The 24,943-nt window shown below is 33.4% G+C and carries 27 protein-coding genes and 2 tRNA genes; 11 read left to right on the top strand and 18 right to left on the bottom strand.

Features of this window, described 5'->3' with window-relative positions; genetic code table 11:
- Positions 1-10: 10 nt before the first annotated feature.
- From AC1EU5_RS11890 to porX, 12 genes are all read right to left on the bottom strand, one after another.
- A complete protein-coding gene (locus AC1EU5_RS11890; protein WP_480192611.1) occupies positions 11-391 on the bottom strand; it encodes a nuclear transport factor 2 family protein in 381 nt (126 codons plus the stop codon).
- Between the two features lie 232 nt (positions 392-623).
- Positions 624-1,001, bottom strand: coding sequence for a hypothetical protein (locus AC1EU5_RS11885; RefSeq protein WP_480192610.1), 378 nt, complete (start codon positions 999-1,001; stop codon positions 624-626).
- Between the two features lie 213 nt (positions 1,002-1,214).
- Positions 1,215-1,631, bottom strand: a complete 417-nt coding sequence (locus AC1EU5_RS11880; RefSeq protein ID WP_480192609.1) for an EthD family reductase — start codon at positions 1,629-1,631, stop codon at positions 1,215-1,217.
- Between the two features lie 11 nt (positions 1,632-1,642).
- Entirely contained in the window at positions 1,643-2,212 is a 570-nt protein-coding gene (locus AC1EU5_RS11875) for a hypothetical protein (protein WP_480192608.1), read from the bottom strand.
- 19 nt (positions 2,213-2,231) lie between these two features.
- Positions 2,232-2,858, bottom strand: a complete 627-nt coding sequence (locus AC1EU5_RS11870; RefSeq protein WP_480192607.1) for a DinB family protein — start codon at positions 2,856-2,858, stop codon at positions 2,232-2,234.
- A 39-nt stretch (positions 2,859-2,897) separates the two neighbouring features.
- Positions 2,898-3,155 (bottom strand): hypothetical protein, encoded by a 258-nt coding sequence (locus AC1EU5_RS11865; protein ID WP_480192606.1) that lies wholly within the window; start codon positions 3,153-3,155, stop codon positions 2,898-2,900.
- Between the two features lie 26 nt (positions 3,156-3,181).
- Entirely contained in the window at positions 3,182-3,781 is a 600-nt protein-coding gene (locus AC1EU5_RS11860) for a short chain dehydrogenase (RefSeq protein ID WP_480192605.1), read from the bottom strand.
- Positions 3,782-3,792: 11 nt separating this feature from the next.
- Positions 3,793-4,455, bottom strand: coding sequence for a YggS family pyridoxal phosphate-dependent enzyme (locus tag AC1EU5_RS11855; RefSeq protein WP_480192604.1), 663 nt, complete (start codon positions 4,453-4,455; stop codon positions 3,793-3,795).
- Positions 4,456-4,457: 2 nt separating this feature from the next.
- A complete protein-coding gene (locus AC1EU5_RS11850) occupies positions 4,458-5,693 on the bottom strand; it encodes a DUF1015 domain-containing protein (RefSeq protein ID WP_480192603.1) in 1,236 nt (411 codons plus the stop codon).
- A gap of 5 nt (positions 5,694-5,698) precedes the next feature.
- Entirely contained in the window at positions 5,699-6,649 is a 951-nt protein-coding gene (locus AC1EU5_RS11845; RefSeq protein WP_480192602.1) for a D-2-hydroxyacid dehydrogenase, read from the bottom strand.
- An 8-nt stretch (positions 6,650-6,657) separates the two neighbouring features.
- Positions 6,658-7,722, bottom strand: coding sequence for a 3-phosphoserine/phosphohydroxythreonine transaminase (gene serC, locus AC1EU5_RS11840; protein ID WP_480192601.1), 1,065 nt, complete (start codon positions 7,720-7,722; stop codon positions 6,658-6,660).
- 132 nt (positions 7,723-7,854) lie between these two features.
- Positions 7,855-9,402, bottom strand: a complete 1,548-nt coding sequence (gene porX, locus AC1EU5_RS11835; protein ID WP_480192600.1) for a T9SS response regulator signal transducer PorX — start codon at positions 9,400-9,402, stop codon at positions 7,855-7,857.
- 69 nt (positions 9,403-9,471) lie between these two features.
- On the opposite strand from porX, the gene AC1EU5_RS11830 reads away from it, so the two are divergent.
- The 7 genes from AC1EU5_RS11830 (at position 9,472) to sucD (ending at position 16,385) form a co-directional block, all read left to right on the top strand.
- A complete protein-coding gene (locus AC1EU5_RS11830; RefSeq protein WP_480192599.1) occupies positions 9,472-10,671 on the top strand; it encodes an HD domain-containing protein in 1,200 nt (399 codons plus the stop codon).
- A gap of 44 nt (positions 10,672-10,715) precedes the next feature.
- Positions 10,716-11,756: a UDP-3-O-(3-hydroxymyristoyl)glucosamine N-acyltransferase gene (lpxD, locus tag AC1EU5_RS11825; protein ID WP_480192598.1), complete on the top strand. Its 1,041-nt coding sequence runs from the start codon at positions 10,716-10,718 to the stop codon at positions 11,754-11,756.
- Entirely contained in the window at positions 11,749-13,143 is a 1,395-nt protein-coding gene (locus tag AC1EU5_RS11820; protein ID WP_480192597.1) for a bifunctional UDP-3-O-[3-hydroxymyristoyl] N-acetylglucosamine deacetylase/3-hydroxyacyl-ACP dehydratase, read from the top strand. The genes lpxD and AC1EU5_RS11820 overlap by 8 nt, the downstream gene beginning before the upstream one ends.
- Positions 13,144-13,929: an acyl-ACP--UDP-N-acetylglucosamine O-acyltransferase gene (gene lpxA / locus AC1EU5_RS11815; RefSeq protein ID WP_480192596.1), complete on the top strand. Its 786-nt coding sequence runs from the start codon at positions 13,144-13,146 to the stop codon at positions 13,927-13,929. It begins immediately after the preceding gene.
- 3 nt (positions 13,930-13,932) lie between these two features.
- Positions 13,933-14,499 (top strand): elongation factor P, encoded by a 567-nt coding sequence (gene efp, locus AC1EU5_RS11810; RefSeq protein WP_480192595.1) that lies wholly within the window; start codon positions 13,933-13,935, stop codon positions 14,497-14,499.
- 7 nt (positions 14,500-14,506) lie between these two features.
- On the top strand, positions 14,507-15,445 hold the full coding sequence (locus AC1EU5_RS11805; protein ID WP_480192594.1) for a UDP-3-O-(3-hydroxymyristoyl)glucosamine N-acyltransferase: 939 nt from the start codon (positions 14,507-14,509) through the stop codon (positions 15,443-15,445).
- 67 nt (positions 15,446-15,512) lie between these two features.
- A complete protein-coding gene (sucD, locus tag AC1EU5_RS11800; RefSeq protein ID WP_480192593.1) occupies positions 15,513-16,385 on the top strand; it encodes a succinate--CoA ligase subunit alpha in 873 nt (290 codons plus the stop codon).
- Between the two features lie 76 nt (positions 16,386-16,461).
- On the opposite strand, the gene AC1EU5_RS11795 is transcribed toward sucD, so the two are convergent.
- A complete protein-coding gene (locus tag AC1EU5_RS11795) occupies positions 16,462-18,396 on the bottom strand; it encodes a S9 family peptidase (RefSeq protein ID WP_480192592.1) in 1,935 nt (644 codons plus the stop codon).
- A 147-nt stretch (positions 18,397-18,543) separates the two neighbouring features.
- On the opposite strand from AC1EU5_RS11795, the gene fabG reads away from it, so the two are divergent.
- The 3 genes from fabG to AC1EU5_RS11780 are packed head-to-tail and all read left to right on the top strand — an operon-like array spanning position 18,544 to position 22,162.
- Positions 18,544-19,290 (top strand): 3-oxoacyl-[acyl-carrier-protein] reductase, encoded by a 747-nt coding sequence (fabG, locus tag AC1EU5_RS11790; protein WP_480192591.1) that lies wholly within the window; start codon positions 18,544-18,546, stop codon positions 19,288-19,290.
- Between the two features lie 12 nt (positions 19,291-19,302).
- Positions 19,303-21,324 (top strand): VWA domain-containing protein, encoded by a 2,022-nt coding sequence (locus tag AC1EU5_RS11785; protein ID WP_480192590.1) that lies wholly within the window; start codon positions 19,303-19,305, stop codon positions 21,322-21,324.
- A gap of 31 nt (positions 21,325-21,355) precedes the next feature.
- Complete coding sequence (locus AC1EU5_RS11780; RefSeq protein ID WP_480192616.1) at positions 21,356-22,162, top strand: prohibitin family protein; 807 nt, start codon at positions 21,356-21,358, stop codon at positions 22,160-22,162.
- A 19-nt stretch (positions 22,163-22,181) separates the two neighbouring features.
- Here AC1EU5_RS11780 and AC1EU5_RS11775 read toward each other — a convergent pair whose 3' ends face one another.
- From AC1EU5_RS11775 to AC1EU5_RS11765, 3 genes are all read right to left on the bottom strand, one after another.
- Entirely contained in the window at positions 22,182-23,024 is an 843-nt protein-coding gene (locus AC1EU5_RS11775) for a carboxypeptidase-like regulatory domain-containing protein (protein WP_480192589.1), read from the bottom strand.
- A 150-nt stretch (positions 23,025-23,174) separates the two neighbouring features.
- A tRNA-Leu gene (locus tag AC1EU5_RS11770) sits at positions 23,175-23,260 on the bottom strand.
- 63 nt (positions 23,261-23,323) lie between these two features.
- A tRNA-Lys gene (locus AC1EU5_RS11765) sits at positions 23,324-23,396 on the bottom strand.
- Between the two features lie 113 nt (positions 23,397-23,509).
- Here AC1EU5_RS11765 and AC1EU5_RS11760 point away from each other — a divergent pair.
- Entirely contained in the window at positions 23,510-24,022 is a 513-nt protein-coding gene (locus AC1EU5_RS11760; RefSeq protein WP_480192588.1) for a shikimate kinase, read from the top strand.
- Here the strand turns inward: AC1EU5_RS11760 and AC1EU5_RS11755 are convergent.
- Both AC1EU5_RS11755 and AC1EU5_RS11750 read right to left on the bottom strand, forming a co-directional pair.
- A complete protein-coding gene (locus AC1EU5_RS11755) occupies positions 24,003-24,500 on the bottom strand; it encodes a phosphoribosyltransferase family protein (protein WP_480192587.1) in 498 nt (165 codons plus the stop codon). The two genes, AC1EU5_RS11760 and AC1EU5_RS11755, sit on opposite strands and share 20 nt — an antisense overlap.
- Positions 24,501-24,533: 33 nt before the next feature.
- Positions 24,534-24,902 (bottom strand): RNA-binding S4 domain-containing protein, encoded by a 369-nt coding sequence (locus tag AC1EU5_RS11750; protein WP_480192586.1) that lies wholly within the window; start codon positions 24,900-24,902, stop codon positions 24,534-24,536.
- Between the last annotated feature and the right edge of the window lie 41 nt (positions 24,903-24,943).

Here is a 24,943-nt window from a genome sequence, read left to right as displayed (position 1 = left end):
GGGTGCTGTATTAACTTTTGTCAGCAATACTTTTGATTCGACCGTTTTCAAATTCAAATTCCGATTTCCCTTTTAATTCCAAAGTATCTCCAGACTTCATTCCGTTTGGTAAATCAACAGCCAGAATTGCTCTATAATCAATTTCAATCGAAACTTTCGAATTGTTAAATTCCCATGAAGTTATAGTTTGCTTTCTTTGCTTAAAATATTGCTTTGCAGATTCTGCTTGTTTTTTAAATTCATTCAGCCCTTCGGTTCTTAAATCCACGTTTCCATTTGAGATATTCTCAAATAGAATATTCTCATTCATATTTTTTGTCATTCCATTAACGTCAAAATTGTTGTAAGAATCTACATAGTTTTCGATTATTTTTTTCTGATGTTCTTCCATACTTTTTTCAGATTGACAGCTCAAAGTGAGAATTAGTAATGTAGTTAGCTTAAGATACCTCATTTTGGGTTTTCCAATATTGTACACAACGGTCTCGGCTATGATTTCGTTGTGGATAATTCTGTAGGAATTGTCCACTCGTGAATCAGCCGACTAAAAGTAATAAATTTTAAAAGAGTAGAGAAGTGGCAATGGATTATAGCCATTGTTGGCAACTGTATTTTATTCAACTTCACTTTACTTTTTTAAATTCCAATAATTGACGAACGTCATCCATTTTCACATAAACAGAGTATTTGTCCGCATTGGTGTTTATCACATCGACAAAGGCTTTTTTTCCAATCATATATTGAACGTCATTTGGATGATTAAGAATCTTCTCGAAAGTTAAAGTGTATTGACAATCAGAAATCCATTCTATGGATGTATAAACTTCAGCACCAGTTTTTGGGTTTATCTCAATTTGCATAGAATCATTTCGAATAATTCTTTCAGGCATATTTTTGTCAACATATCGAAATTCTCCAGTTCTAAAATTCGCACACTCTTTTTCGTCAGCACAATTAATAAAAGTAAGAGTGATTATTGTTATCAGAATCAGTTTTTTCATATTGTAGCGTAAGCGGATCAGCAATTTAGTTTAGCAGGGTCGATGGAATCCATGTCCAAAAGGGTGGGGTTTTGCAAAACAAAGCATAGCAATTTTGGACAGCTTTAGCTGGAATGGGTTCCATCTTGTTATATAATGACTAAATATTCCTATTAATACACCTGAATTTCGGGATAACAGGAATTTTAGTTCCTTTTTTTGATTCTTAATATTTTAATGATCTTTAAAGACCTCACTAATTTGAACAACAGGTTCAATATTTGTGTAGTTAGGAATGTCTCCTACAATTTTTTGGGCATTTGGGCCAAATAAACTTTGATATGTTGAAAGATCATTAAAATACAAGTACCCTATAGCTAAATACGGAATTGGTTCATCTGGAGTGCGACCAGAAATTCCCTTGTCTATTTCATATTTCTTTAAATCATCACCAAATATATCTGATAACATTGGCATATGTTTTTTAGAATAATAATCCATATCAAATGTTTTTCCTTCACCATTAGGATAGAGTATCGTTACTTTAATCATACCTTTTTTAATTTGTGAATCACCAGAAGACCTGTTTTCTTGGCAACCATAAAACAGCATTACAAGGCCTAAGACCAGAAGGGTAATTTTACTTTTCATTTTTTTAAATTTTATTTATGTGTCCTTTTATCTGATTTATATAATTCAATTGCTTTTAAATAATTTATCACGCCATTCATTGTCATATCATTAACAAAACCATCAAACTGAGGATGATTTTTTTGTATCCAGTTAACTAATGAATCTACCTCTTTTGTCCATACTTTCCAATCAACATTTTCACATTCTAACTCTTCAATTTTTGAGATTTTTTCGGCATTAAAAGAGATTTTATAGTCACAAATCATAGAATTATTTTTTAAAAATGCATGCCGAATAGAACTAATAGCAATAGAAACGATTATCTGATTTTCTTTTTCCTTTAGCCTTACTATTTTATATGATGGTTGAAAGACGGAATCCCATTTAAACTGCTCATAAAAACTCTTAAGCGTGTAAGGCATAACAAAATCTCCTGCTATAATAGTTATACTATCGTTTATTACAGTTTTTAATTCATTATAATCTGCTGCATCTCTAGCTTTATAATATTTAGTGACTGTTTCTTGATGTGTCAATTTCTGATTTTCACATCCGGTTAAGCAATATAAAAGAAAAAGTATAAGAATGGTGTTTTTCATTATTCTAAACTTTAAAATCTTAAAAAGTATTATTTTTTGAATATCCAGGAGGTTGAATACCAAGCATACGTAAATAGCCAATAGCTTGAGCTCTGTGATGTGCCGTGTGATTTTCGGCGCGTAAAATAAGGTCTAGGTTGGAGTGCCCTTCTAAATACCACGGTTTTTCTTTATCAACACCTTTAGTTAATTCATCATCACTAATTTTATCCAAACTTGAAATGACATAATCAAAAGTATCATTTACATATTTTTTTACGAGTGCTTTATTTTCTCCTGACTCTCTTTTTTGTAAACTATCGGGTTGAAAAAGATTAATTGGGTCAGGGCGATCAATAAAGAAATTGGCTTTCATCATGGCTTGAAAATCAGGATAGGTTTTTGAATCTACTAATATGCCTATAAAAGCATTATTGGTAAAACCAATGTGCATAAAATGCTGTATATAGCTCATTTGCTCATCAGTAGGACTATACTCTATCTGATCATTCGGTATAGTATCAAACACGGCCAATGTATACTCCTTAGATTTTTTCCATCGTTTAATAAGATTCTCTACAATTGGATTATCTATACTTGGTAATTTAGAAGCTAATAAAGCCAGAGGGCTAAGCCCAATTACACCTAACAACATTCTTCGTTTCATATGATGTTTTTAATAAGATTAAATATAAGAAAAGATATACTAGGAGAACACCCATGCCAAAATTGGAATTAGTATTGCAAGAAAAATACCCCCGATAATTTTATTATTAAATGTATGCCCAATAGTATCAAAAGAATCTGTAGAGCCTTTTGGTCCATATACATATTCTTGAAAAGTAAATTTAGGCTTATTAAAAATGGTTCTCCAAATACTGCCGTATACCCACCTCACAATGGCTCCTGCATAATTTAAAAGTATTCTGCCGAATATAATTTGAACTAATTTATTGATAGGCATATGAATTTCTTCTGAAACATTCTTTGTTATTCATAAATACGAATGATCTTGCCATGATCCCAGCCTTGAATGCTTCTGGCGTATGCATTTACTACTTTATTCATTGGTATGGCATTATGACCAGGGAAATAGTCTTGATATTTCTCAACCGCGTCCTCTACCAATCCTGAAGACACTACATTTACTCGAACATTTTCTAATTCTAATGCCACCGCTTTTACAAAACTGTGAATAGCGCCATTCACCATAGCAGCACTTGAAGTTAAGAGTACAGGATCATCGGCTAAAATACCAGTAGTAAGGGTGATGCTTCCACCTTTTTTAATATGGTCTTTACCAATCCTCACAAGATTTACTTGCCCCATTAATTTACTTTTCAAACCAATATAAAAATCCTCTTCAGAAAGTTCATTAAAAGAAGCCCATTTGGCCTCACCCGCAGCGCATATAACGGCATCTACTTCGCCTACTTGTTCAAACATCTGTTTGATAGAATCTGAATCTGAAATATTTACTTGTACATCACCAGAGGTTCTACCAGCTATAAGAATATCATGATTTTTTGAGAGGTGTGCGGCTACTTTACGGCCAATAGTACCTTTACCACCAATGAGTAGAATTTTCATAAAAATGCGTTTTAGTTTGTATAGTTTCTGGCACCAAAGATAGCGCTTCCTACTCGTACCATAGTACTGCTATTCTCAATGGCTAATGGATAATCGCCACTCATACCTATGCTTAAAGTTTTGAGTTTTGAGTTTTGAGTTTTGAGTTTTTTAAAGAAGGTATTTAATGAACTGAACTCGTTTTTTATTTGTTCATTGCTAGTGGTAAAACTCGCCATGGCCATTAAACCAACAACATTTACATTTTCTAACTCCTGAAATTCTTTTGAATTGAGAATTGATTCAATTTCTGAAAATGGAAGTCCAAACTTGGTTTCTTCTTGCGCAATACGGGCTTGCAATAAGCAATCAATTATACGGTCATATTTTTTGGCTTGTTTGTCAATTTCTTTTAGGGTTTTAAAACTGTCAACACCATGAATTAAATGCACAAAACTTGCCATATACTTGACCTTATTTCGCTGTAAATGACCAATCATATGCCATTTTATATCTTTGGGTAATTGCTCATACTTTTCAACCATTTCCTGAATCTTATTTTCACCAAAATGGCGCTGCCCGGCGTTATATGCTTCATGAATAGTAGCAGCAGGTTTTGTCTTTGATACGGCTACCAGCGTTACACTTTCAGGGAGTGTTGACTTAATATGCTTTAAATTGTCCGCAATACTCATAATTAAAACTCATAGATGGTTAATCCACTACGCAATTTAGGTTCAATATACGTACTCTTAGGTGGCATTTGCAAATTAGCATCGGCAACCGCTTTTAATTGGTTAATAGTAACAGGAACTAAACCAAATGCAACCTTATATTCTCCTGTATCTACCTTTTCTTTTAATTTAAAGACATCATTCTTACCATGTGAATAATGAATCCGCTTACTTTTACGTAAATTTTTAATTCCTAATATAGGTTTTAAAACTGTTCTATACAGTATTTCAGTGTCTAACATACTGAGTGCATCTGTAAAATTATAAATTGATTTTCTCAAGTACAGCGAGTAATATTCGCCATCTAGGTACATGCTGAAATGATGTTCTTTTGACGGACGATACAATTGTTGGCCTTTGTTTTCAATACGGTACCATTCATCTAATTGTATTAAAAATTCCTCTTTTGAGAGTCCGTTTAAATCTTTTACTAACCTATTAAACTCTGAGATCTTTAAATGGGATTCAGGAATCAGGTAACTCATAAAAAAATTATAAGGTTCTTTGCCTGTATGCTTTTTATTTTCATTTTTGAACTGTTCAGCCAACAGGCACGAAGAAGAAGAACGATGGTGCCCATCTGCAATATAAAGCGAATTCATTTCAGCAAAAGCATCACTTATAGTTTGAATATCTTTAGTATCTGTTACCAACCATAGATAATGCGTGTTTTTATCAGTGGTGGTAAATTCATATTCAGGGTGTTGTATTAAATAATTTTCAACTATTTTTTGAATAGTGTTGTTGTCAGGATAGGTGAGAAGCACAGGTTCTGCATTAAAACCAACTATTTTAAGATACTGCTGAAATAGTTTCTCCCTAGTTTTAATAGTACCCTCGTGCTTTTTAATTACATTATTATTATAATCTTCTACAGTTGTAGCAGCAATAATTCCACAAAAAATAGCTGAGTCAACTATTTTTTTATAAATGTAAAAAGCAGGTTCTTGGTCTTTTATGAAGATCTTATTTTCCTTAAATTCTCCATAGCGATTGCGAACTAATTTAAATCGCTCTTTACCCAATACTTCCTGATGATATTTATAGCCAGGATTTATAATGTGTAAAAAAGTAAACGGATTAAAATCGAGCTTAGCGCCTAATTCTTGTGGTGTATATGCTTCATAGGATTTTGAAGAAACCAAAGCTGCCTTATCTCTAGTAGCACGCACTGCTTTAAAAGGCTTAACTATGGCCACGCTGTCTACTTTAAAATATCAATAATTTGATCAGCTAATTCTGTGCCTATTCTATTCTGAGCTTCACCTGTAGCGGCACCTATATGTGGCGTTAACGAAATATCAGGATTCATTAACAATTGAATCTCAGGATTAGGTTCATTTTCAAAAACATCTAGTGCAGCTTTAGAAATTTTTCCGCTTTTTAAAGCTTCTACTAAAGCTACTTCATCAATAACTCCGCCGCGAGCGGCATTTACAATACCAGCCCCGTCTTTCATCATATTAAATTCTTCAGTAGAAATAACATATTTATCTTGGGCAGGAACATGTAGAGTTATAAAATCACTTTGTTTCAAAACATCCTCTTTAGATATTGTTTGAATATCAAAGGCCAATTTTTGACCATCAAAAAAATCTAGTTCAAGAGTTGCATTATCAATAAATGGATCAAAAGCAATGACTTTCATACCAATACCTAAGGCTACTTTTGCAGTAGCTTGACCAATTCTTCCAAAGCCTAAAACTCCTAGTGTTTTTCCTTTTAATTCAACACCTTTGGCATAGGCTTTTTTAAGGTCTTTGAATTTAGAATCACCTTCTAAGGGCATATTTCTGTTAGAATCATGTAAGAAACGAACCATCCCGAAAAGGTGCGCAAATACCAATTCAGCAACAGAGTGAGATGAAGCTGCCGGGGTGTTAATCACTTTAATGCCTTTGCTTTTGGCGTAATCAACATCTATATTATCCATACCAACACCACCACGTCCAATAATTTTAATAGATGGGCAAGCATCTATAATATCTTTTCTAACCTTTGTAGCACTGCGCACTAAAATTACATCTATGCTGTTTTTATTTATATAGTCTACTAATTGTTCTTGCGCTACTTTGGTTAAGATTACTTCAAAACCGGCATTTTCAAGAGCATCTACACCCGTAGTTGCTATTCCGTCATTTGCTAATATCTTCATTGGGATTATTATTTATTAAAATTCTGCATTACATCAACTAATACTTTTACACTCTCAAGTGGCATAGCATTATAAATACTAGCTCTATAACCACCCACTGATCGATGACCATTTAAACCGCTAATACCAACAGCTTGCCAGGCAGTATCAAACTTTTCCTTTAAGCTTTCATCATTAAGAGTAAATGTAACATTCATGGTTGATCTATCTTCTTTTTCTGCAACTCCACTAAACAAATCATTACTATCTATTTCATTGTAAAGTAAGTTTGCTTTTTCATTATTTATTTTCTCAATAGCCTCCAGTCCGCCAAGGTCTTTTAACCATTGTAATGTTAACATTGAAACATATACAGGAAATACTGAAGGTGTATGAAACATGCTATCTTTTGAGATATGTACTTGATAGTCTAACATTGAAGGAATTTCTCTTCTGGTTTTACCTAATATATCTTCTTTAACAATTACCAGAGCAGTACCTGCTGGCCCCATATTTTTTTGCGCCCCTGCATAAATAAGATCAAATTGCGAGAAATCTAATTTTCGTGAGAAAATATCTGAGCTCATATCGCAAGCTAGCAGCGTATTTCCTTTATTAAATGTTTTTAACTGTGTTCCAAAAATTGTATTATTACTTGTAAGATGTAAATAATCAGCATCATTTGGAACACTATAGCCTTTTGGTATATATGAATAGTTCTTATCCTTAGAGGAAGCAATAACTTCAACTTCACCAAACAATTTTGCTTCCTTAATTGCTTTTGAACTCCACGCTCCAGTATCTAAATAAGCTCCTTTGCCACCAATTTTCATCAAATTGTAAGGGGTCATTAAAAATTCTAAGCTAGCACCACCTTGTAAAAATAAAGCTGAATATCCTTTATCTTCAAGATCTAATAGTTCTAAGGCAAGACTTCTGGCTTTTTCCATAACAGCAACAAAATCTTTACTTCTATGTGAAATTTCAAGTATAGAAAGATTACTATTATTAAAATTAAGGACTGCTTCAGAAGCTTTTTGAAATACCCCTTGTGGCAAAATACATGGGCCTGCACTAAAATTATGCTTTTTCATAAGAGTTCAAATTTTGAAAGGACAAAGTTGTAGAATTTATTACTAAAAATTAGTATAGAATTCAGAAAAATCGATAACAAATTTCAACAATATGTTAATTATTTGGCGAGATTTTAATGAGATATCAATAAATTATTTAGGCTGCATAATCACGCAAGGTATAATCATCTCTTCAAGAGATATGCCACCATGCTGATATGTATTTTTATAATACTTAACGTAGTGATTATAATTGTTAGGATACGCAAAAAAATAATCTTCTTTAGCAAAAACAAAAGAGCTACTCATATGTAAAGATGGTAGAAAGATATCTTTAGGGTTCTTCACTGCATATACTTCCTTATCTGTATAAGTTAGACTTCTACCAGTTTTATACCGAAGATTAGAACTAATATTTTTCTCTCCTATTACTTTAGACGGACGCTTAGTATTGATGGTTCCATGATCGGTAGTAATAATCAGTTTAAGTCCCATTTGTTGTCCTTTTTGAATCATTTCTAATAAAGGGGAATTCTTAAACCAACTCAGAGTTAATGACCTATAAGCTTTATCATCACCAGCCAGTTCTTTAATCATATCCATTTCCGTACGTGAATGCGAAAGCATGTCTACAAAATTGTAAACCACAACCGTGAGATCATTATTTTTTATACCTGCGAAGTTTTGAGCTAGCTCTCTGCCCTTAGTTAAGTTTGTAATCTTATAATATTCATGATTGATCCCTAAACCAAGTCGCCTGATCTGTGCTGCTAAGAATTCATTTTCAAATAAATTTTTACCTCCTTCATCAGTATCGTTTTTCCAATAATTAGGAAATTGCTTTTCCATTTCAGATGGCATCAATCCTGAAAATATGGCATTTCGCGCATATTGAGTAGCAGTGGGCAAGATGCTATAAAAAGAAATTTCTTCCTCTTTTTTATAATATTCATTAATTATTGGTTCTAAGACTCTTAACTGATCATATCTTAAGTTGTCAATTACTATAAGAAGTGTGCCTTGATCCTTACTTAATTCGGGTGAAATGATATCTTTAAATAAAGTATGTGAGAGTACAGGTTTGTCTTCGCCATGAAACCAACCTTGATAATTTTTCTCAATAAATTTAAAGAATTGCGAGTTCGCTTCGTTTTTCTGGCTTTCCAAAATTTCGGTCATACCTGCATCAGAAATTGACTCTAACTGGATTTCCCAATGAATTAATTTTTTGTACAAATCTATCCACTCCTCAAAAGAATTTACCATAGCTAAATCCATAGAGATCTTTCTAAATTCTTGCTGATAATTTGTAGTTGTCTTCTCAGAAACTAGTCTAGAATGGTCTAAGGTTTTCTTTAATGTAAGTAATATTTGATTTGGATTAACTGGCTTTATAAGATAATCAGCTATTTTAGAACCAATAGCTTCCTCCATGATATATTCTTCCTCACTTTTAGTGATCATCACCACAGGAAGATTTGGAATCTTAGTTTTAATTTCTGCCAGTGTTTCTATACCAGAAAGCCCCGGCATATTTTCATCAAGAAAAACAATATCATAATTTTCATCATCTATTGTTTCAACTGCTTCAGCACCATTATTACACGTGGTTACATTGTAATTTTTCTTTTCTAAAAATAAAAGATGTGGTTTTAATAATTCAATTTCATCATCAACCCAAAGTATTTTCATTTGGCTCATATAGTAGGAGTTTTCTTATGTCAATTAAATTAAAGGTCTATTTTTGTTACAGTTATCAAACGGTATTTTTTGAAAAAACTAAAAATTTTTAACGACCCAATTTACGGATTTATTCCAATTCAAAGCCCATTAATTTTTGATATTATAGAACACCCTTATTTTCAGCGATTAAGGCGAATTTCACAGATGGGGTTGTCATATTTAGTGTATCCTGGGGCACATCACACACGTTTTGAGCACGCTTTAGGATGTCTCTTTTTAATGCAAAAAGCAATTCACTCTTTAAAAGCTAAAAAAGTAAAAATTTCTAAACATGAAGCTGAAGCTTTACAAGTTGCTATTTTACTGCATGACATTGGCCATGGTCCATTTTCTCATACGCTAGAGCATAGTATTGTTAGTAATATTCATCATGAATCTATTTCATTAAAGTTCATGGAGGTTTTAAACTCAGAATTTGATGGGAAACTAGCTTTGGCCATTAGCATGTTTAGAGGTGAATATGAACGACCATTTTTTAATCAGCTTATAGCAAGTCAGCTTGATATTGACAGGTTAGATTATTTGAAAAGAGATAGTTTTTATTGTGGCGTTACTGAGGGCAATATTAACTCAGAGCGTATTATTACAATGCTAAATGTGGTGAATGACAATTTGGTAGTTGATAAAAAAGGTATTTACTCTGTTGAAAAATTTATTGTTGCACGCAGATTGATGTATTGGATGGTATATTTACATAAAACAAGTTTGGCAGCTGAACATATTTTGGTTAATATTTTGAAAAGGGCAAAGGAACTTTCAGTTGAGAACCAGGATTTATCAGTTAGCGAAAATTTGAACTTCTTTTTAAATAACGAATTTACTCACTTCGAAGAAAATACCTTAATTGCTTTTTCAAAACTAGATGATTATGATATTATTAGTTCTATAAAAAATTGGATGACACATTCCGACAGAACCCTTTCAGAACTATGTATATCTATTATTAACAGAAGATTGCCAAAGATCATTGTTCAAAATCGGCCATTTACAAATGAAAAAATAAATGATGTGCAGCTAAAGCTCAAATCAATTGATTCGGAGCTTAGTGTAGACTATTTTATACATCAAGGCATAGTTGAAAATCAGGCCTATAACAAAGAAAAGTACCCAGTCAATATTAAGTTAAAAGGCAAAAAAGTTGTTGATATTATTTCCATTTCAGATCACCTAAATTTGGAATCATTAACTAAACCTGTAACTAAGTATTTCCTATATTACCCTAAATAATTTGTTTTCATAAAGGAGTAAGATTTTTTTTTACTTTTGCAGGAATGAAATTCACGGCGCAACAAATCTCGGATATACTTGAAGGTGAAATAGATGGAAACCCCAATGAAGAAGTATATAAACTATCAAAAATTGAAGAAGGTGAAAAAGGCTCTTTAACATTTTTATCAAATCCCAAATACACTTCGTTTCTTTATACTACAAATGCATCCATAGCGATTGTCAATAAAACTTTCATTCCTGAAAAGACAATAGACACTACCTTGATAAAGGTAGAAGATTCTTACAAAGCCTTTTCCAAATTACTGGAATTCTACAATCAGGTAAAATTGAATAAGTCTGGTGTTGAGGAACCAAACTTCATTAGTGATTCAGCAGTTATTGGCACAAATATTTATTTAGGTGCTTTTACCTATATAGGAAATAATGTAACAATTGGAAATGATGTAAAGATTTATCCTAATGCTTATATAGGTGATAATGTTACGATAGGAAATAATACTACTGTTTTTGCTGGTGCAAAGATCTATTCTGAATCGCAAATAGGAAAAGGATGTACTATACACTCTGGTGTAATAATAGGCTGCGACGGATTTGGTTTTGCACCTAATGAAGAAGGAGGTTATGATAAAATCCCTCAAACTGGTAATGTAATTATTGAGGATCACGTTGATATAGGATCAGGTACCACTATTGACAGAGCTACACTTGGTTCAACGATTATCCGTAAAGGAGTAAAATTAGATAATCAAATACAAATTGCACATAATGTAGAAGTAGGTCAGAACACAGTGATAGCTGCTCAAACAGGAATTGCTGGTTCTACCAAAATTGGCAAAAATTGTCAGATAGGAGGGCAGGTAGGTATTGTTGGGCATATCACTATAGGTGATAATGTACGAATTCAAGCACAGTCAGGTATAGGAAGAAACCTAAAGGATGGTGCCACTGTGCAAGGAAGTCCGGCATTACCATACGCAGACTACAATAAGTCTTATGTGCACTTCAAAAATTTATCAAGACTTGCTGATAAAGTTCATAAGCTAGAGAAAAAGTTAAAAAACCAAAAAGATAATAATGATTAAACAGAGAACCATTCAAAAAGAAATTTCTCTTTCTGGGGTTGGATTGCATACAGGTACTGAAGTTAAATTAACATTTAAACCAGCACCAGAAAATAACGGGTACTCTTTTATTAGAACAGACTTAGAGGGAAATCCTGTTATTGAGGCTAGAGCAGACTATGTTACAGACACACAACGAGGAACTAACTTAGAGAAAAATGGAGTTAAAATTCATACTTCTGAGCATGTGCTAGCTGCAGTAGTTGGCCTGGGGATTGATAATATCATTATGGAGATGAATGCTCCTGAACCGCCAATTATGGACGGTTCTTCTAAATTTTTTATAGAGGCATTAGAGAATGCTGGTATCCAGGAACAGGAAGCTGATGTTGAAGAATACGTGGTTAAAGATGTAATTTCTTATAAAGATGAAGCCACAGGAAGTGAGATTATTGTAATGCCCTCTGAAGAATACCAAGTAACTACAATGGTTGATTTTGGTACGAAGGTATTAGGCACTCAGAACGCAACTCTAGAACATATTTCAGATTTTAAAGAGCAAATTTCTGCAGCAAGAACATTTAGTTTTTTGCATGAGATAGAAATGCTACTTGATAACAATCTTATTAAAGGTGGAGATCTTAATAATGCCATTGTTTATGTAGATAAGAAATTATCTAATGATACTATGGAAAAACTAAGAGTTGCTTTCAAAAAGGAAGATGTAAAGGTAAAACCAAACGGTATTTTAGATAACTTAACATTGCATTGGCCTAATGAAGCCGCCAGACATAAACTATTAGATGTAGTTGGTGACCTAGCTTTAATTGGTACAAAAATAAAAGGTAAGGTTATAGCAAATAAACCAGGACATTTTGTGAACACCCAGTTTGCAAAAAAGCTTCAAAAAATCATTAAACAGGAACGCAGAAATTATGTACCTGAAGTTGATTTACATGCCAAACCAGTTAAAGATATCAATCAGATCATGGAAATGTTACCTCATAGACCTCCTTTTCTTTTGGTTGATAGAATATTAGAACTATCTGATCAGCATGTAATTGGTATTAAAAACGTAACTATGAACGAGCCCTTTTTTGTTGGGCACTTTCCTGGAGCTCCAGTTATGCCAGGTGTTTTGCAGATAGAAGCAATGGCACAAACAGGAGGGATTTTGGTGCTAAGTACGGTGCCAGATCCTGAAAATTATCTTACCTATCTTTTGAAAATTGACAATGTACGCTATAAACATCAAGTAGTGCCTGGAGATACTCTAATTTTTAAGTTAGACCTTATGTCACCTATTCGACGAGGAATTTGCCAGATGCAGGCACATACTTATGCTAACGGAAGACTGGTATCTGAAGCTGAAATTATGGCACAAATTGTAAAAGTTAAAAACAACTAAATGAATCAACCATTAGCATATGTACACCCAGAAGCGAAAATAGCTCGTAATGTAGTTATAGAACCCTTTGCAACCATTCATAGTAACGTAGTTATTGGTGATGGTACTTGGATTGGTTCTAATGTTACCATTATGGAAGGTGCACGAATTGGAAAAAATTGCAAGGTGTTTCCAGGGGCTGTTATTTCAGCAATTCCTCAAGATTTAAAGTATAATGATGAAAATACAACCGTAGAAATTGGTAATAATGTAACCATACGAGAATGTGTAACCATTAATAAAGGAACAACTGATAGAATGAAAACGGTTATTGGTGACAATTGCCTAATTATGGCGTATTGTCATGTGGCTCATGATTGTATTGTTGGTGATAGTTGTATATTTTCTAACAACTCTACATTAGCTGGTCATGTAACCATTGGTGACAATGTAGTATTGGCGGGGATGGTAGCCGTACACCAATTTGCGTCTGTTGGAAATCACGCTTTTGTAACGGGAGGTTCACTGGTAAGAAAGGATGTACCACCATTTGTGAAAGCAGCTAGGGAGCCATTGTCTTATGTAGGAATAAACTCAGTTGGATTACGAAGAAGAGGGTTCTCCGCCGAGAAAATACGTGAAATTCAAAATATTTATAGAATTCTTTATCAGAAAAGTTATAATAACACACAGGCTGCCTCTATCATAGAAGCTGAAATGGCTGCAACGCCTGAAAGAGATGAAATTCTTGAATTCTTTAAGAATTCACAAAGAGGTATTATGAAAGGTTATTTTAAATCAAACTAATTAATGGCAACAACATCAGATATAAGAAAAGGGTTGTGTATTGTTTATAACAATGACACGTATAAAATAATAGAATTCTTGCATGTAAAACCTGGTAAAGGTCCAGCATTTGTTCGTACAAAATTAAAAAGCTTAACTACCGGAAAAGTAATTGATAATACTTTTTCAGCAGGCCATAAAATTGAAGAAGTACGTGTAGAGACACGTAAGTACCAATATTTATATAATGATGGTGATACCTATCATTTCATGAATAATGATGATTATACCCAGATTCAACTGCAGAAAGATTTGTTGGATGTACCTGAGTTAATGAAGGAAGGAGAGGTAGTAACAGTTATTGTTAAATCAGACAATGAAGTGCCCTTATCGGTAGATATGCCAGCTAGTGTCATTCTTGAAGTTACCCATACAGAACCTGGAGTAAAAGGAAATACTGCAACAAATGCTACTAAACCCGCTAAAGTAGAAACTGGGGCTAGAGTAAACGTGCCTTTGTTCATTAATGAAGGTGATAAAATAAAAATTGATACTGAAAAAGGAGCTTATTTAGAGCGTATCAAAGAATAGTTTTTAAGTGAAATTTAATAGAACTTACACTTTAAAAGAAATATCGCAACTTATTGATTGTGAATTTATAGGAGATGATGATTTTCCAATACTTGGAATGAATGAAATTCATGTTGTTGAGAAAGGAGATATTGTATTTGTCGATCACCCTAAATATTACGAAAAAGCACTTGAATCAGCTGCAACTATTGTATTAATTAATAAAAAGGTAGATTGTCCAAAAGGAAAAGCACTCTTAATTTCTGAGGATCCGTTCCGTGACTTTAATAAATTAGCACAACATTTTAGACCTTTTTTGTCGTCAAGTTCGGCTATTTCTACTTTGGCTAAGATAGGAGAGACTACGGTTATTCAACCTAATGTTTTTATTGGTAATAACGTAACTATTGGTGAAAATTGCTTGATTCATGCTAACGTTTCCATCTATGACAATTGTATCATTGGTGATAATGTGATTATTCATGCAGGTACTGTTTTGGGAGCTGATGCTTTTTATTATAAAAATCGCCCAGAAGGCTATGATAAGCTATTATCCTCAGGTAGAGTAGTTGTGGAAGATAATGTTGATATTGGTGCATCTTGTACAATTGATAAAGGAGTTACTGGAGATACTACTATTGGAGAAGGTACTAAAATTGATAATCAGGTACAGATTGCTCATGATACTATAATTGGTAAGAAATGCCTGATAGCTTCACATGTTGGAATTGCCGGCTGCACCATTATAGAAGACGAAGTCACTTTGTGGGGGCAAGTAGGTGTTATAAGCGGCATTACTATTGGCAAGAAGGCTGTGGTATTGGCGCAATCTGGAGTTGGGAAATCTTTGAAAGGGGGGAAAACCTATTTTGGTTCGCCTTGTGAAGAAGCAAGGAAAAAATATAGAGAGCAAGCTGGAATTCGACTAATACCAGAACTAATCAATAAAATAAATAATCTGGAATAAGCCTTTTTTTCTAGCTTATAAAAAATTACATTTGCTTAAATAATTAACTAAAAAATACATACACAGAATGAGTGTTTTAGTGAATAAGGATTCAAAGATTATAGTACAAGGTTTTACTGGTAGTGAGGGTACTTTTCATGCCGGACAAATGATTGAATATGGAACCAATGTGGTTGGCGGTGTTACACCCGGTAAAGGAGGGCAGACACACTTAGAGAAACCTGTGTTTAATACGGTTGCTGAAGCTGTTGAAAAGGCTAGTGCTGATACTAGTATTATTTTTGTGCCGCCTGCTTTTGCTGCAGATGCTATTATGGAGTCTGCAGATGCTGGTATTAAAGTAATTATATGTATTACAGAAGGTATTCCTGTGGCAGATATGGTAAAGGTAAAAGCTTATATAGAAGATAGAGATTGTAGACTGATAGGACCTAACTGCCCAGGAGTAATTACTCCAGATGAGGCTAAAGTTGGTATCATGCCGGGATTTGTATTTAAAAAAGGAAACGTTGGTATTGTTTCTAAATCAGGTACGCTGACTTATGAAGCTGCTGATCAGGTAGTACGTCAAGGCTTAGGAATAACTACTGCCATTGGTATTGGTGGTGACCCCATTATTGGTACTACAACAAAAGAAGCTGTGGAATTACTAATGAATGATGCCGATACTGACTGTATAGTGATGATTGGTGAAATTGGTGGTCAGCTTGAAGCAGATGCAGCTAAATGGATTAAAGCTGATGGTAATAGAAAACCTGTAGTTGGATTTATAGCTGGTCAAACAGCCCCTGCAGGAAGAACAATGGGACATGCGGGAGCTATTGTTGGAGGTAAGGATGATACAGCACAGGCTAAAATGGAGATCTTAGCAGCTAATGGAATTCATGTTGTGAGCTCACCTGCTGAGATTGGTAAAAAAGTAGCTGAAGTTTTAGGATAATTCTTATATAAATAAAAGTAATTTAAAAGCCCGTCGAATGACGGGCTTTTCGTTAACTAATAAAATTAAAAAAGAATTAGGTTTTAATCTTTTCAATTTTCTCTTTTAAGTTTTTATCTAAAAAGTCAGTCATAGCATTGTAAAAATCAAATCGATTTTCTTCATTTCTAAACCCGTGACCTTCATTTTCTTTTAACATGTACTGAACAGTAACGCCATTCTTTTTAAGTGCTTCCACCATCTGATCTGATTCTGCCTGTACCACTCTTGGGTCATTAGCACCCTGAGCAATGAATAAGGCTGCTTTAATCTTATCTACATGAAATACAGGGCTATTGGCTTTCATCATAATACTATCTTTAGTACTAGGGTCTCCAACCATCTCATATAACATTTTCTTATAAGGTTCCCAATAAGGAGGGATAGTTTCCATAAATGTAAATAAGTTAGAAACGCCTACATAGTCAACAGCTGCAGCATAAAGATCTGGCGTATTCGTAATACCAGCCAAGGTTGCATATCCTCCATAACTACCACCATAAATTGCCACTCTATCCGGGTCTGCTATACCTTCATCAATTAACCATTTAACACCATCAGTAATATCATCTTGCATGGCTTGACCCCATTGCTTAAAAGAGCTTTCCAAGAATTTTTTTCCATACCCTGTAGAACCTCTAAAGTTCATCTGAAGCACTGCATAACCTCTATTAGCCAGTAATTGAACCTCTGGATTATAACCCCAATTATCTCGTGCCCATGGACCACCATGAGGATTGATAACAACAGGCAAATTCTTTGCTTCAACTCCTATTGGTAATGTAAGATAACCGTTAATTTTCATACCATCTCTTGAAGTATATGAAATTGGCTTCATCTCTGCCATATGTTCTGATTTTATCCAAGGACTCAAATCAGCCATATGCTTCACTTCACCAGAATTTCTATCATAATAGTAGTAAGAGCCTCTAGTTTTATCATTACCAGCATAGATTAAGAACTTATCTTCTTCTTCATTACTAGAAGTCACATAATATTCATTACCAGTACCTAATTCAGATTCTAACTTTTTGAAAATATCTTCTGCTTCTTTGTCTAAGAATTTTCTATTTAATTTATCTGTAGTAAAATTAATAGTAGTTGGCACTTTTCGTTTAGAAGAATAAGAGATACCATCTACATCAACTTCGTCATTAATGAAAATCTCTTCAACCTCTTTATTCTCTTTTAAATTATACTTTACAATTGCTGCTTTATCTCTGCCGCCAAGATTAGAAATTGCATACACAATGTTACCATTATCAAAATCAAAAAATTGTGGAGATAAAGTTTGCTTAAAATTAGTAGTGATCACTTCTCCAAAGGGTTTATCCTCAGATTCTCTGTACATAATAGTCTGATCTACACCATTCGTAACGTAGGCAAGGCGTAATTTTCCATTATGATCAGTACCCCAACCTGTAATATTACCAGGGTTTTCATAAAGTAAATCCATTTGACCAGTATTAATGTTTAATCTGTAAGGATCAAATACCTGTGGAATTCGTTTATTCAAACCAATGATCATTTCATTTTGATTTTCCTCTAGGTCATCAATAATTTGAGCTCTAACGCCATCAAATGGTGTTAAATCCTTTTCATTTGTTCCATCTTTGTTTACCGCAAATAAATGAAAATTCTCATTACCGGCTTTATCACGAATGTAAACTAAGCGATCATCATTTGCCCAGAAATATCCGGCAAGGTCACGATCTTCTACACTAGTAACTCTGATAACGGAGTCACTATCAAACTTTCTTACATGAATATTCATTCTTTTCTTATACGGAGCCAAGTATGCAACGTATTCACCATTTGGAGAAAGTCTAAATGTTCTTTTTTCTGAGTTTTTGAAGAAGTCCTCAACGGGAATTTTGGGAGCTGGCTTCATTGCAACGGGCTCGTTGCTTTTGTCTTTTTTACATGCTATCACAAATAGAAGTACTAGTGATAGCATTACTAGTTTTTTCATGAATTATATATTTAGTTATTACTTACATGACGAAATCTAAATGTAAAAGTTACATTCTGTTTATTTTTTTAACAAAATGATGTTTTACAATACGCAATCTAGCATAACTATTTTAGTATATTTGAATGTTAAAAACTAACAGGTCAAATGAAATTACTAGAAAACAAAACTGCATTAATTACAGGTGCTACCAGAGGTATAGGTAAGGGTATTGCAAAAGTTTTTGCTGAGCAAGGCGCCCATGTAGCATTTACTTATAATTCTTCTGCAGAAGCAGCCACTTCACTTGAAAAGGAATTGCGGGAACTGGGAGTTAAGGCAAAAGGATATCAATCAAATGCCGCAAATTATGATTCAGCACAAGAACTGGCTAAAAGCGTGCTTGAAGAGTTTGGCGCCATAGATGTTTTAATCAATAATGCTGGAATTACAAAAGACAACCTATTACTTAGAATTTCTGAAGAAGATTTTGACAAGGTTATTGAAGTAAATTTGAAGTCAGTTTTTAACTTAACAAAAGCCGTTATACGTCCTATGGTTAAACAACGTGGAGGCTCTATTATAAATATGAGTTCAATAGTAGGAGTGAAGGGTAATGCAGGTCAAACAAATTATGCTGCTTCTAAGGCTGGAATTTTAGGGTTTACCAAATCTGTAGCGCTTGAATTGGGTTCAAGAAACATACGCTGTAATGCTATTGCTCCTGGTTTTATTGAAACTGAAATGACAGATGCGTTGCCAGAAGAAACAGTTCAAAGTTGGCGAGATAGCATTCCTTTAAAAAGAGGTGGATCTCCCGAAGACATAGCAAATGCATGTGTGTTCTTGGCTTCAGATATGTCTTCATACATTTCAGGACAGACTATAAATGTAGATGGAGGTATGCTTACCTAAGGTTATTAAAATTTGGAGATTTCAACATTGTTATACATTATACTGGCTGTAATTGCATCATTAGCAATTGCAGCTTTTCATTATTTCTATAAAACTAAAAATAGAAACAAGGTAACTATATTGCTAGCTTTCTTGAGATTTCTTGGCCTTTTTGGCATTTTACTTTTATTCATAAATCCAAAAATTGAAAATTTAGAACTGACAACTGAAAAGCCTCGGTTGGTTGTCTTAGCTGATGGTTCGCAGTCAATTCCTCAGTTAAAGAAAGGATCGGTTCTTAGAAATTTCATTGAAACCACTAAATCTGATGCCAATCTGAACCATAAATTTGAAATTGAGTACTATTTATTTGGAAATGATATTAAAGATTTAGACTCCGTAAATTTTTCTGAAACAAATACGAATATTCATCAATCCATAAAGTCTATTAACAATCTTTATAAGGGTAACACAGCTGTACTTATATTGAGTGACGGAAATCAAACCGTAGGTACTAATTACGAATATTATAAATCAAAAATTCCGGTATACCCGTTGGTTTTAGGAGATACAATTTCATATGAAGACATATATATATCAAAATTAAATGCAAATAAATATTCTTTTTTAGGGAATAATTTTCCTGTAGAATTATTTGTGAACTACAATGGTATTAATGCTGTTAATCCGGTTTTGACCATTTCTGATGGCAACTCAATTATTTTTAGAAAGCCTCTCAATTTAAGTTCAGAAAGAAGTTCTGAGCGTGTTGAAATCAACTTAAAATCTTCTAGAGTAGGAGTTACAAATTATACTGCTTCTATTTCATATTTAACAAAGGAAAAAAACAAGATAAACAATCATAAAAATTTCTCAGTTGAGGTCATTAATGAACAATCTAAAATTGCTTTAATAAGTGATATAGTACACCCTGACCTCGGAATGTTAAAACGGTCTATAGAAACCAATCAGCAACGTAAAGTATTCAATTTTAAACCGAGTGATAACTTTAATGTTTCTGAGTATCAATTATTTATTTTATATCAACCAACTACTACTTTTAAAAGTGTTTTTGATAATTTGAAAAGTAAAAACATCAATACCTTTATTATCAGCGGTATTAAAACAAATTGGAGTTTTTTAAATACCCAACAAGATTATTTTAAGAAGCAACCCATCAACCAATCTGAGAGTTATTTTGCCGAGTATAACCCAAATTTCAACATATTTTCTGTAGATGATTTAGGTTTTAGTGAGTTTCCACCTTTGACTGATTTTTTTGGAGATCTGGAGCTTAAAGCCAAAAATCAAATTTTACTATATCAAACAGTAAGTGGTTTTAAAACTGAAAATCCTTTACTGGTTACGTTTTCTAAAGACTCTCAGCGATCAGCACTGCTTCAAGGTGAAAATTTATGGAAATGGCGAATGGCAAGCTTTTCAAATAATCAATCATTTACACAGTTTGACACTTTTATTAATAAGTTAGTTCAATATTTATCTATTAAGAAAGTAGCAAATCGTTTAGAATTGCAATATCCTAATGTGGTTTATCAAAATGATGAGATTCGTATTACAGCAAATTACTATAATTCCACCTATGAATTAGATACTAAGGCTGAACTGATACTAGCGCTAAGGAATGTTGAAACAAATGAAACTCGGCAGATTCCTTTTGTACTGAATAAAAACACTTACGAGGTAAATTTAGCTAATTTTAAAAGTGGTGATTATCGATTTACGGTTGAGATAAAAGGTGAGAATATCAGTAAAAGTGGATCAATTAGGGTACTAGATTATAATATAGAGCAGCAGTATTTAAATGCAAATGCCAAAGGATTAGAGCGATTAGCAACAAATTCTGTTGGAAAGCTTTATTATGAAGGTCAAGCTTCTTTACTTTTGCAAGAGCTTGAAATTAACAATCAGTATAAATCAATACAAAAGAGTACAAAAAAAATAATTTCTTTAATAGATTGGAGATGGTTATTAGGATTCATAATTTTATGCTTTAGTGTAGAATGGTTTATACGAAAATATAGAGGACTAATTTAAATTTTAAAAAATGAGTAACAGACAGTTAAATATGCCTAGTAGGCTAGTGCCTATTATTTTTATTATTATTATTTCATTGATTTTTCTATCTAAATCAGTGGTTACCATAGACGCTGGTGAGGCTGGTGTCTTATGGAAGCGTTTTGGGGGAGGAGTGGTCATAGATGAACCGCCTTTAGGTGAAGGATTTCATGTGGTTGCGCCATGGAACAAAGTTTATGTTTATGAGGTAAGACGACAAGAACTCTTTGAGAAAATGAAAGTGTTATCATCAAACGGGTTGGATATTCAACTAGATGCATCAGCATGGTATCAACCTAAAACTTCAGAGTTAGGGAAATTGCACCAAGAGATAGGTGAAGGTTATTTAGAACGTATTATTTTGCCAACAATAAGGTCGGCAGCCCGAAGTGTAGTTGGGCGTTATACACCAGAACAACTGTATTCAAGTAAGCGAGATGCCATACAAGCTGAGATTTTTGAAGAAACGAAAAAGATAGTAGATCAGCAGCATATAATTTTAGATGACGTATTGGTGCGTGATGTAACATTACCACCTACTATTAAAGAAGCTATTGAACGCAAGTTAAGACAAGAACAAGAATCTTTAGAATATGAATTTAGGTTAGAAAAGGCAGAAAAAGAGGCTGAACGTCAACGTATAGAAGCGAAAGGTAAAGCAGATGCTAATAAAATACTAAGTGCTTCTTTAACCGATAAAATATTAAAGGATAAAGGTATTGAAGCTACTTTGAAACTTTCTGAATCACCAAATGCCAAAGTGGTGGTGGTTGGCAGTGGAAAAGACGGTATGCCCTTAATTCTTGGAAATAACTAATAAAGAAAAAAGCCAGTGTCTACTGGCTTTTTTTATTCTTTTCTTCTTGATTTTGATTGTTTATCCGAATCACATCCTTTTTTACTTTTCCTTCTTGTAGTGCCCTATAATTTTCATAACATTCGAGAACAGCCTCTATCACTTGAAGATCACTAGCTTTTCGAATAAAACGGTCAGAATAGTTACACTCATTTAGAAGGTCATTCAAGTCTTTTCTACTCATATCCATATATGTCAATAAAACTTCACGGCTAAACTTCTCTTCCATAATGTCACGAAGTTTATCTTCCTCTTTGAGCTTTTTGAGTTTTTTTAATTCTTTTGGTTTCTTGCCAAACTTATTATACCAAAAATCTACAGGGTTGAAAACTGCATTGATGGCAGAACCATAACTTTGCTGCTGTGGTCTTCCTATTTCGTAAGCCTGCGGTAGTCCATCAATATGAATACGGTTAAATTTATCCAACGGAACATTTTGAGCATCTACTACTAAAACGCCTATCAACTTACTAGCTTTTACAGTTACTTCTTCTATCAAGGCTGTTTTCTCATGAATGGCAATTTCTAGTTCATTTCCCTTTAGAAGGTCATTTGTGACTTTTAGTTTTATAGATTGAAATCCTACATAAGATATATAGATAGTATCGTTGGCAACTGCCGGAATTTTAAATTTACCTTGTCTATTGGTAGTAGTACCTACAACAGAATTTAAATTTAAGATATGGGCACTTTCCAAGGGTTTCTTATCTGTAAAACTGATAATCCGTCCTTTTAAGTTTACTAAAGAATCATTTCTGGTCTGAGAAAATGAATTCAGTGTTAATAAACCAATAAATACTACAAAAAGTATTCTTTTTACCATAGCGCAATGATACTAATAATTCTATTAAATGATGTTAAATTATTACAAAAAGGGTGCCTAAAATTAGTAGAAAAAAAAGGTAATCTTACAAAGCAAGTACAAGAACTCCTAGTATTCTGGGGAACTTTGTGTAAAGTTTGTTTGAAAATGTGCGCACGAGAAGACTCGAACTTCCACGACCAAAAACGGTCACTAGGCCCTCAACCTAGCGCGTCTACCAATTCCGCCACGTGCGCATAAAGTAGTGCTGTAAAACTAAAAAAGTTAAGCGATTTTGCTTAACTTTTTGATGAAAAATGTGACCTGGCTGGGGCTCGAACCCAGGACCCTCTCCTTAAAAGGGAGATGCTCTACCAGCTGAGCTACCAGGTCATTCAAAATTCGGATGCAAAGATACTATCAAATATCAATTAAACAAGTAAAAATATAATAAATTTTGTGCGATATTTGAGGCTCTATTTATACTACTTAAAATCAGTTTTTTAATGAAAATAGTATTGCTTGGATATATGGGAAGTGGCAAATCTTCAATTGCAAAAGAGTTGGCCGCAAAGCTTCACTTAAAGCATAAAGATCTTGACGATTTAATTGAAAGGAAAGAAGCAATGTCTATTTCAGAAATTTTTGAGCAAAAGGGCGAAATCTATTTCAGAAAAAAAGAATCACAGTACTTAAAAGAAGTTCTAAACGATAAAGGTAATTTTGTGCTTGCGGTTGGTGGTGGCACTCCTTGTTATAGTAATAATATAGAGGTTATTATTGATAACTCAACCTCCATTTATTTAAGTACTTCTATTCAGACATTGTATGACAGGCTTATTCATGAGAAAAATAAACGACCTCTTATTCAAAACATACCAGGGGAGAAATTATTAGAATTTATTGCCAAGCATCTATTTGAACGCCGACCTTTTTATGAACAGGCTCAGTTAAATATTAAAACTGATAACAAAAAAGTTGATATTATAGTTAGTGAGATTATTGCAAGTATGCAGTAGCTTCTTTCTTACCAAACTCAACACAAACATGCTCTTGTAACGATGTAGAAAGACTAATACCTTTAAAATCAGCTTTTATAGGGTATTTTTTATGATTTCTATTCACCAATACTGCTGTTTTAAATTGTTTCAAAGGCACTTCCAAAAAATGCTTTACGGCATACATGAGCGTAGTGCCAGAATTTAAAACATCGTCTACCAACACCAGTGATTTGTTTTTATAGTCGTTTTCTTCAACAGATGTATGTATAGAGCTTCTTGGATTTTTCTTGTCTATTACAACCTCACAAAGAGTTGATTCAATAGGAGAGATGCTATCTAAAACTTTTTTTATCCTTTTCGCTAAAACAAAACCTTGATCTGCTATTCCGGCAATAATCAATTCTTTGTTTGAGGAATTACTTTCGTATATCTGAAAAGCAATACGGCGTATTTTATGTTGTATTTCCTTATCTGTAAGGATTATAGATTTACTCATATCAAAGTTTAGAAATCAAATATATAAAATTGATTAGTCTAAATCAGTATAATCTTCAAGATCACGACGATCTTTTTTAGTAGGCCTGCCGGTTCCTTTTTTTCTATAATGATCTTTAGCCAATTTTAACAACTCTTGATTCTCAAATGCTTCTTTAGGTGTTGTATCTTTTCTATAGAGATCCACCAGCTTAGCACCAACGCGATTAGGAGGTAGATCTAATACCTCTAATTGATAATCTATTTGATTTTTTCGAATCCGAATCTTTTCACCTATATAAATTTCTTTAGCAGGTTTGCAGTTTTGATCATTGATCTTTACCTGCCCTTTTTTACAAGCTATGGACGCTTGGTTTCTAGTTTTAAAATAGCGAGTTGCCCACAAGTATTTATCGATGCGCATAAGTTAAAAGTAAAAAAGCTGCCTTTCAAAGGCAGCTTTAG

Source organism: Maritimimonas sp. 2405UD52-3 (assembly GCF_056591715.1).
Note: the sequence above shows the minus strand (reverse complement) of the source record. Positions and strands in the feature narration are given on the sequence as shown.

Bases quoted from the DNA above. Each gene is read 5' to 3' on its own strand.
- AC1EU5_RS11845 (WP_480192602.1), bottom strand. From the start codon at position 6,649: ATGAAGATATTAGCAAATGACGGAATAGCAACTACGGGTGTAGATGCT.
- lpxD (WP_480192598.1), top strand. From the start codon at position 10,716: ATGAAATTCACGGCGCAACAAATCTCGGATATACTTGAAGGTGAAATA.
- AC1EU5_RS11875 (WP_480192608.1), bottom strand. From the start codon at position 2,212: ATGAAAAACACCATTCTTATACTTTTTCTTTTATATTGCTTAACCGGA.
- AC1EU5_RS11795 (WP_480192592.1), bottom strand. From the start codon at position 18,396: ATGAAAAAACTAGTAATGCTATCACTAGTACTTCTATTTGTGATAGCA.
- AC1EU5_RS11870 (WP_480192607.1), bottom strand. From the start codon at position 2,858: ATGAAACGAAGAATGTTGTTAGGTGTAATTGGGCTTAGCCCTCTGGCT.
- AC1EU5_RS11820 (WP_480192597.1), top strand. From the start codon at position 11,749: ATGATTAAACAGAGAACCATTCAAAAAGAAATTTCTCTTTCTGGGGTT.
- lpxA (WP_480192596.1), top strand. From the start codon at position 13,144: ATGAATCAACCATTAGCATATGTACACCCAGAAGCGAAAATAGCTCGT.
- AC1EU5_RS11885 (WP_480192610.1), bottom strand. From the start codon at position 1,001: ATGAAAAAACTGATTCTGATAACAATAATCACTCTTACTTTTATTAAT.
- AC1EU5_RS11775 (WP_480192589.1), bottom strand. From the start codon at position 23,024: ATGGTAAAAAGAATACTTTTTGTAGTATTTATTGGTTTATTAACACTG.
- efp (WP_480192595.1), top strand. From the start codon at position 13,933: ATGGCAACAACATCAGATATAAGAAAAGGGTTGTGTATTGTTTATAAC.
- fabG (WP_480192591.1), top strand. From the start codon at position 18,544: ATGAAATTACTAGAAAACAAAACTGCATTAATTACAGGTGCTACCAGA.
- porX (WP_480192600.1), bottom strand. From the start codon at position 9,402: ATGAGCCAAATGAAAATACTTTGGGTTGATGATGAAATTGAATTATTA.
- AC1EU5_RS11855 (WP_480192604.1), bottom strand. From the start codon at position 4,455: ATGAGTATTGCGGACAATTTAAAGCATATTAAGTCAACACTCCCTGAA.
- AC1EU5_RS11865 (WP_480192606.1), bottom strand. From the start codon at position 3,155: ATGCCTATCAATAAATTAGTTCAAATTATATTCGGCAGAATACTTTTA.
- serC (WP_480192601.1), bottom strand. From the start codon at position 7,722: ATGAAAAAGCATAATTTTAGTGCAGGCCCATGTATTTTGCCACAAGGG.
- AC1EU5_RS11760 (WP_480192588.1), top strand. From the start codon at position 23,510: ATGAAAATAGTATTGCTTGGATATATGGGAAGTGGCAAATCTTCAATT.
- AC1EU5_RS11880 (WP_480192609.1), bottom strand. From the start codon at position 1,631: ATGAAAAGTAAAATTACCCTTCTGGTCTTAGGCCTTGTAATGCTGTTT.
- AC1EU5_RS11890 (WP_480192611.1), bottom strand. From the start codon at position 391: ATGGAAGAACATCAGAAAAAAATAATCGAAAACTATGTAGATTCTTAC.
- AC1EU5_RS11780 (WP_480192616.1), top strand. From the start codon at position 21,356: ATGCCTAGTAGGCTAGTGCCTATTATTTTTATTATTATTATTTCATTG.
- sucD (WP_480192593.1), top strand. From the start codon at position 15,513: ATGAGTGTTTTAGTGAATAAGGATTCAAAGATTATAGTACAAGGTTTT.
- AC1EU5_RS11860 (WP_480192605.1), bottom strand. From the start codon at position 3,781: ATGAAAATTCTACTCATTGGTGGTAAAGGTACTATTGGCCGTAAAGTA.
- AC1EU5_RS11755 (WP_480192587.1), bottom strand. From the start codon at position 24,500: ATGAGTAAATCTATAATCCTTACAGATAAGGAAATACAACATAAAATA.
- AC1EU5_RS11750 (WP_480192586.1), bottom strand. From the start codon at position 24,902: ATGCGCATCGATAAATACTTGTGGGCAACTCGCTATTTTAAAACTAGA.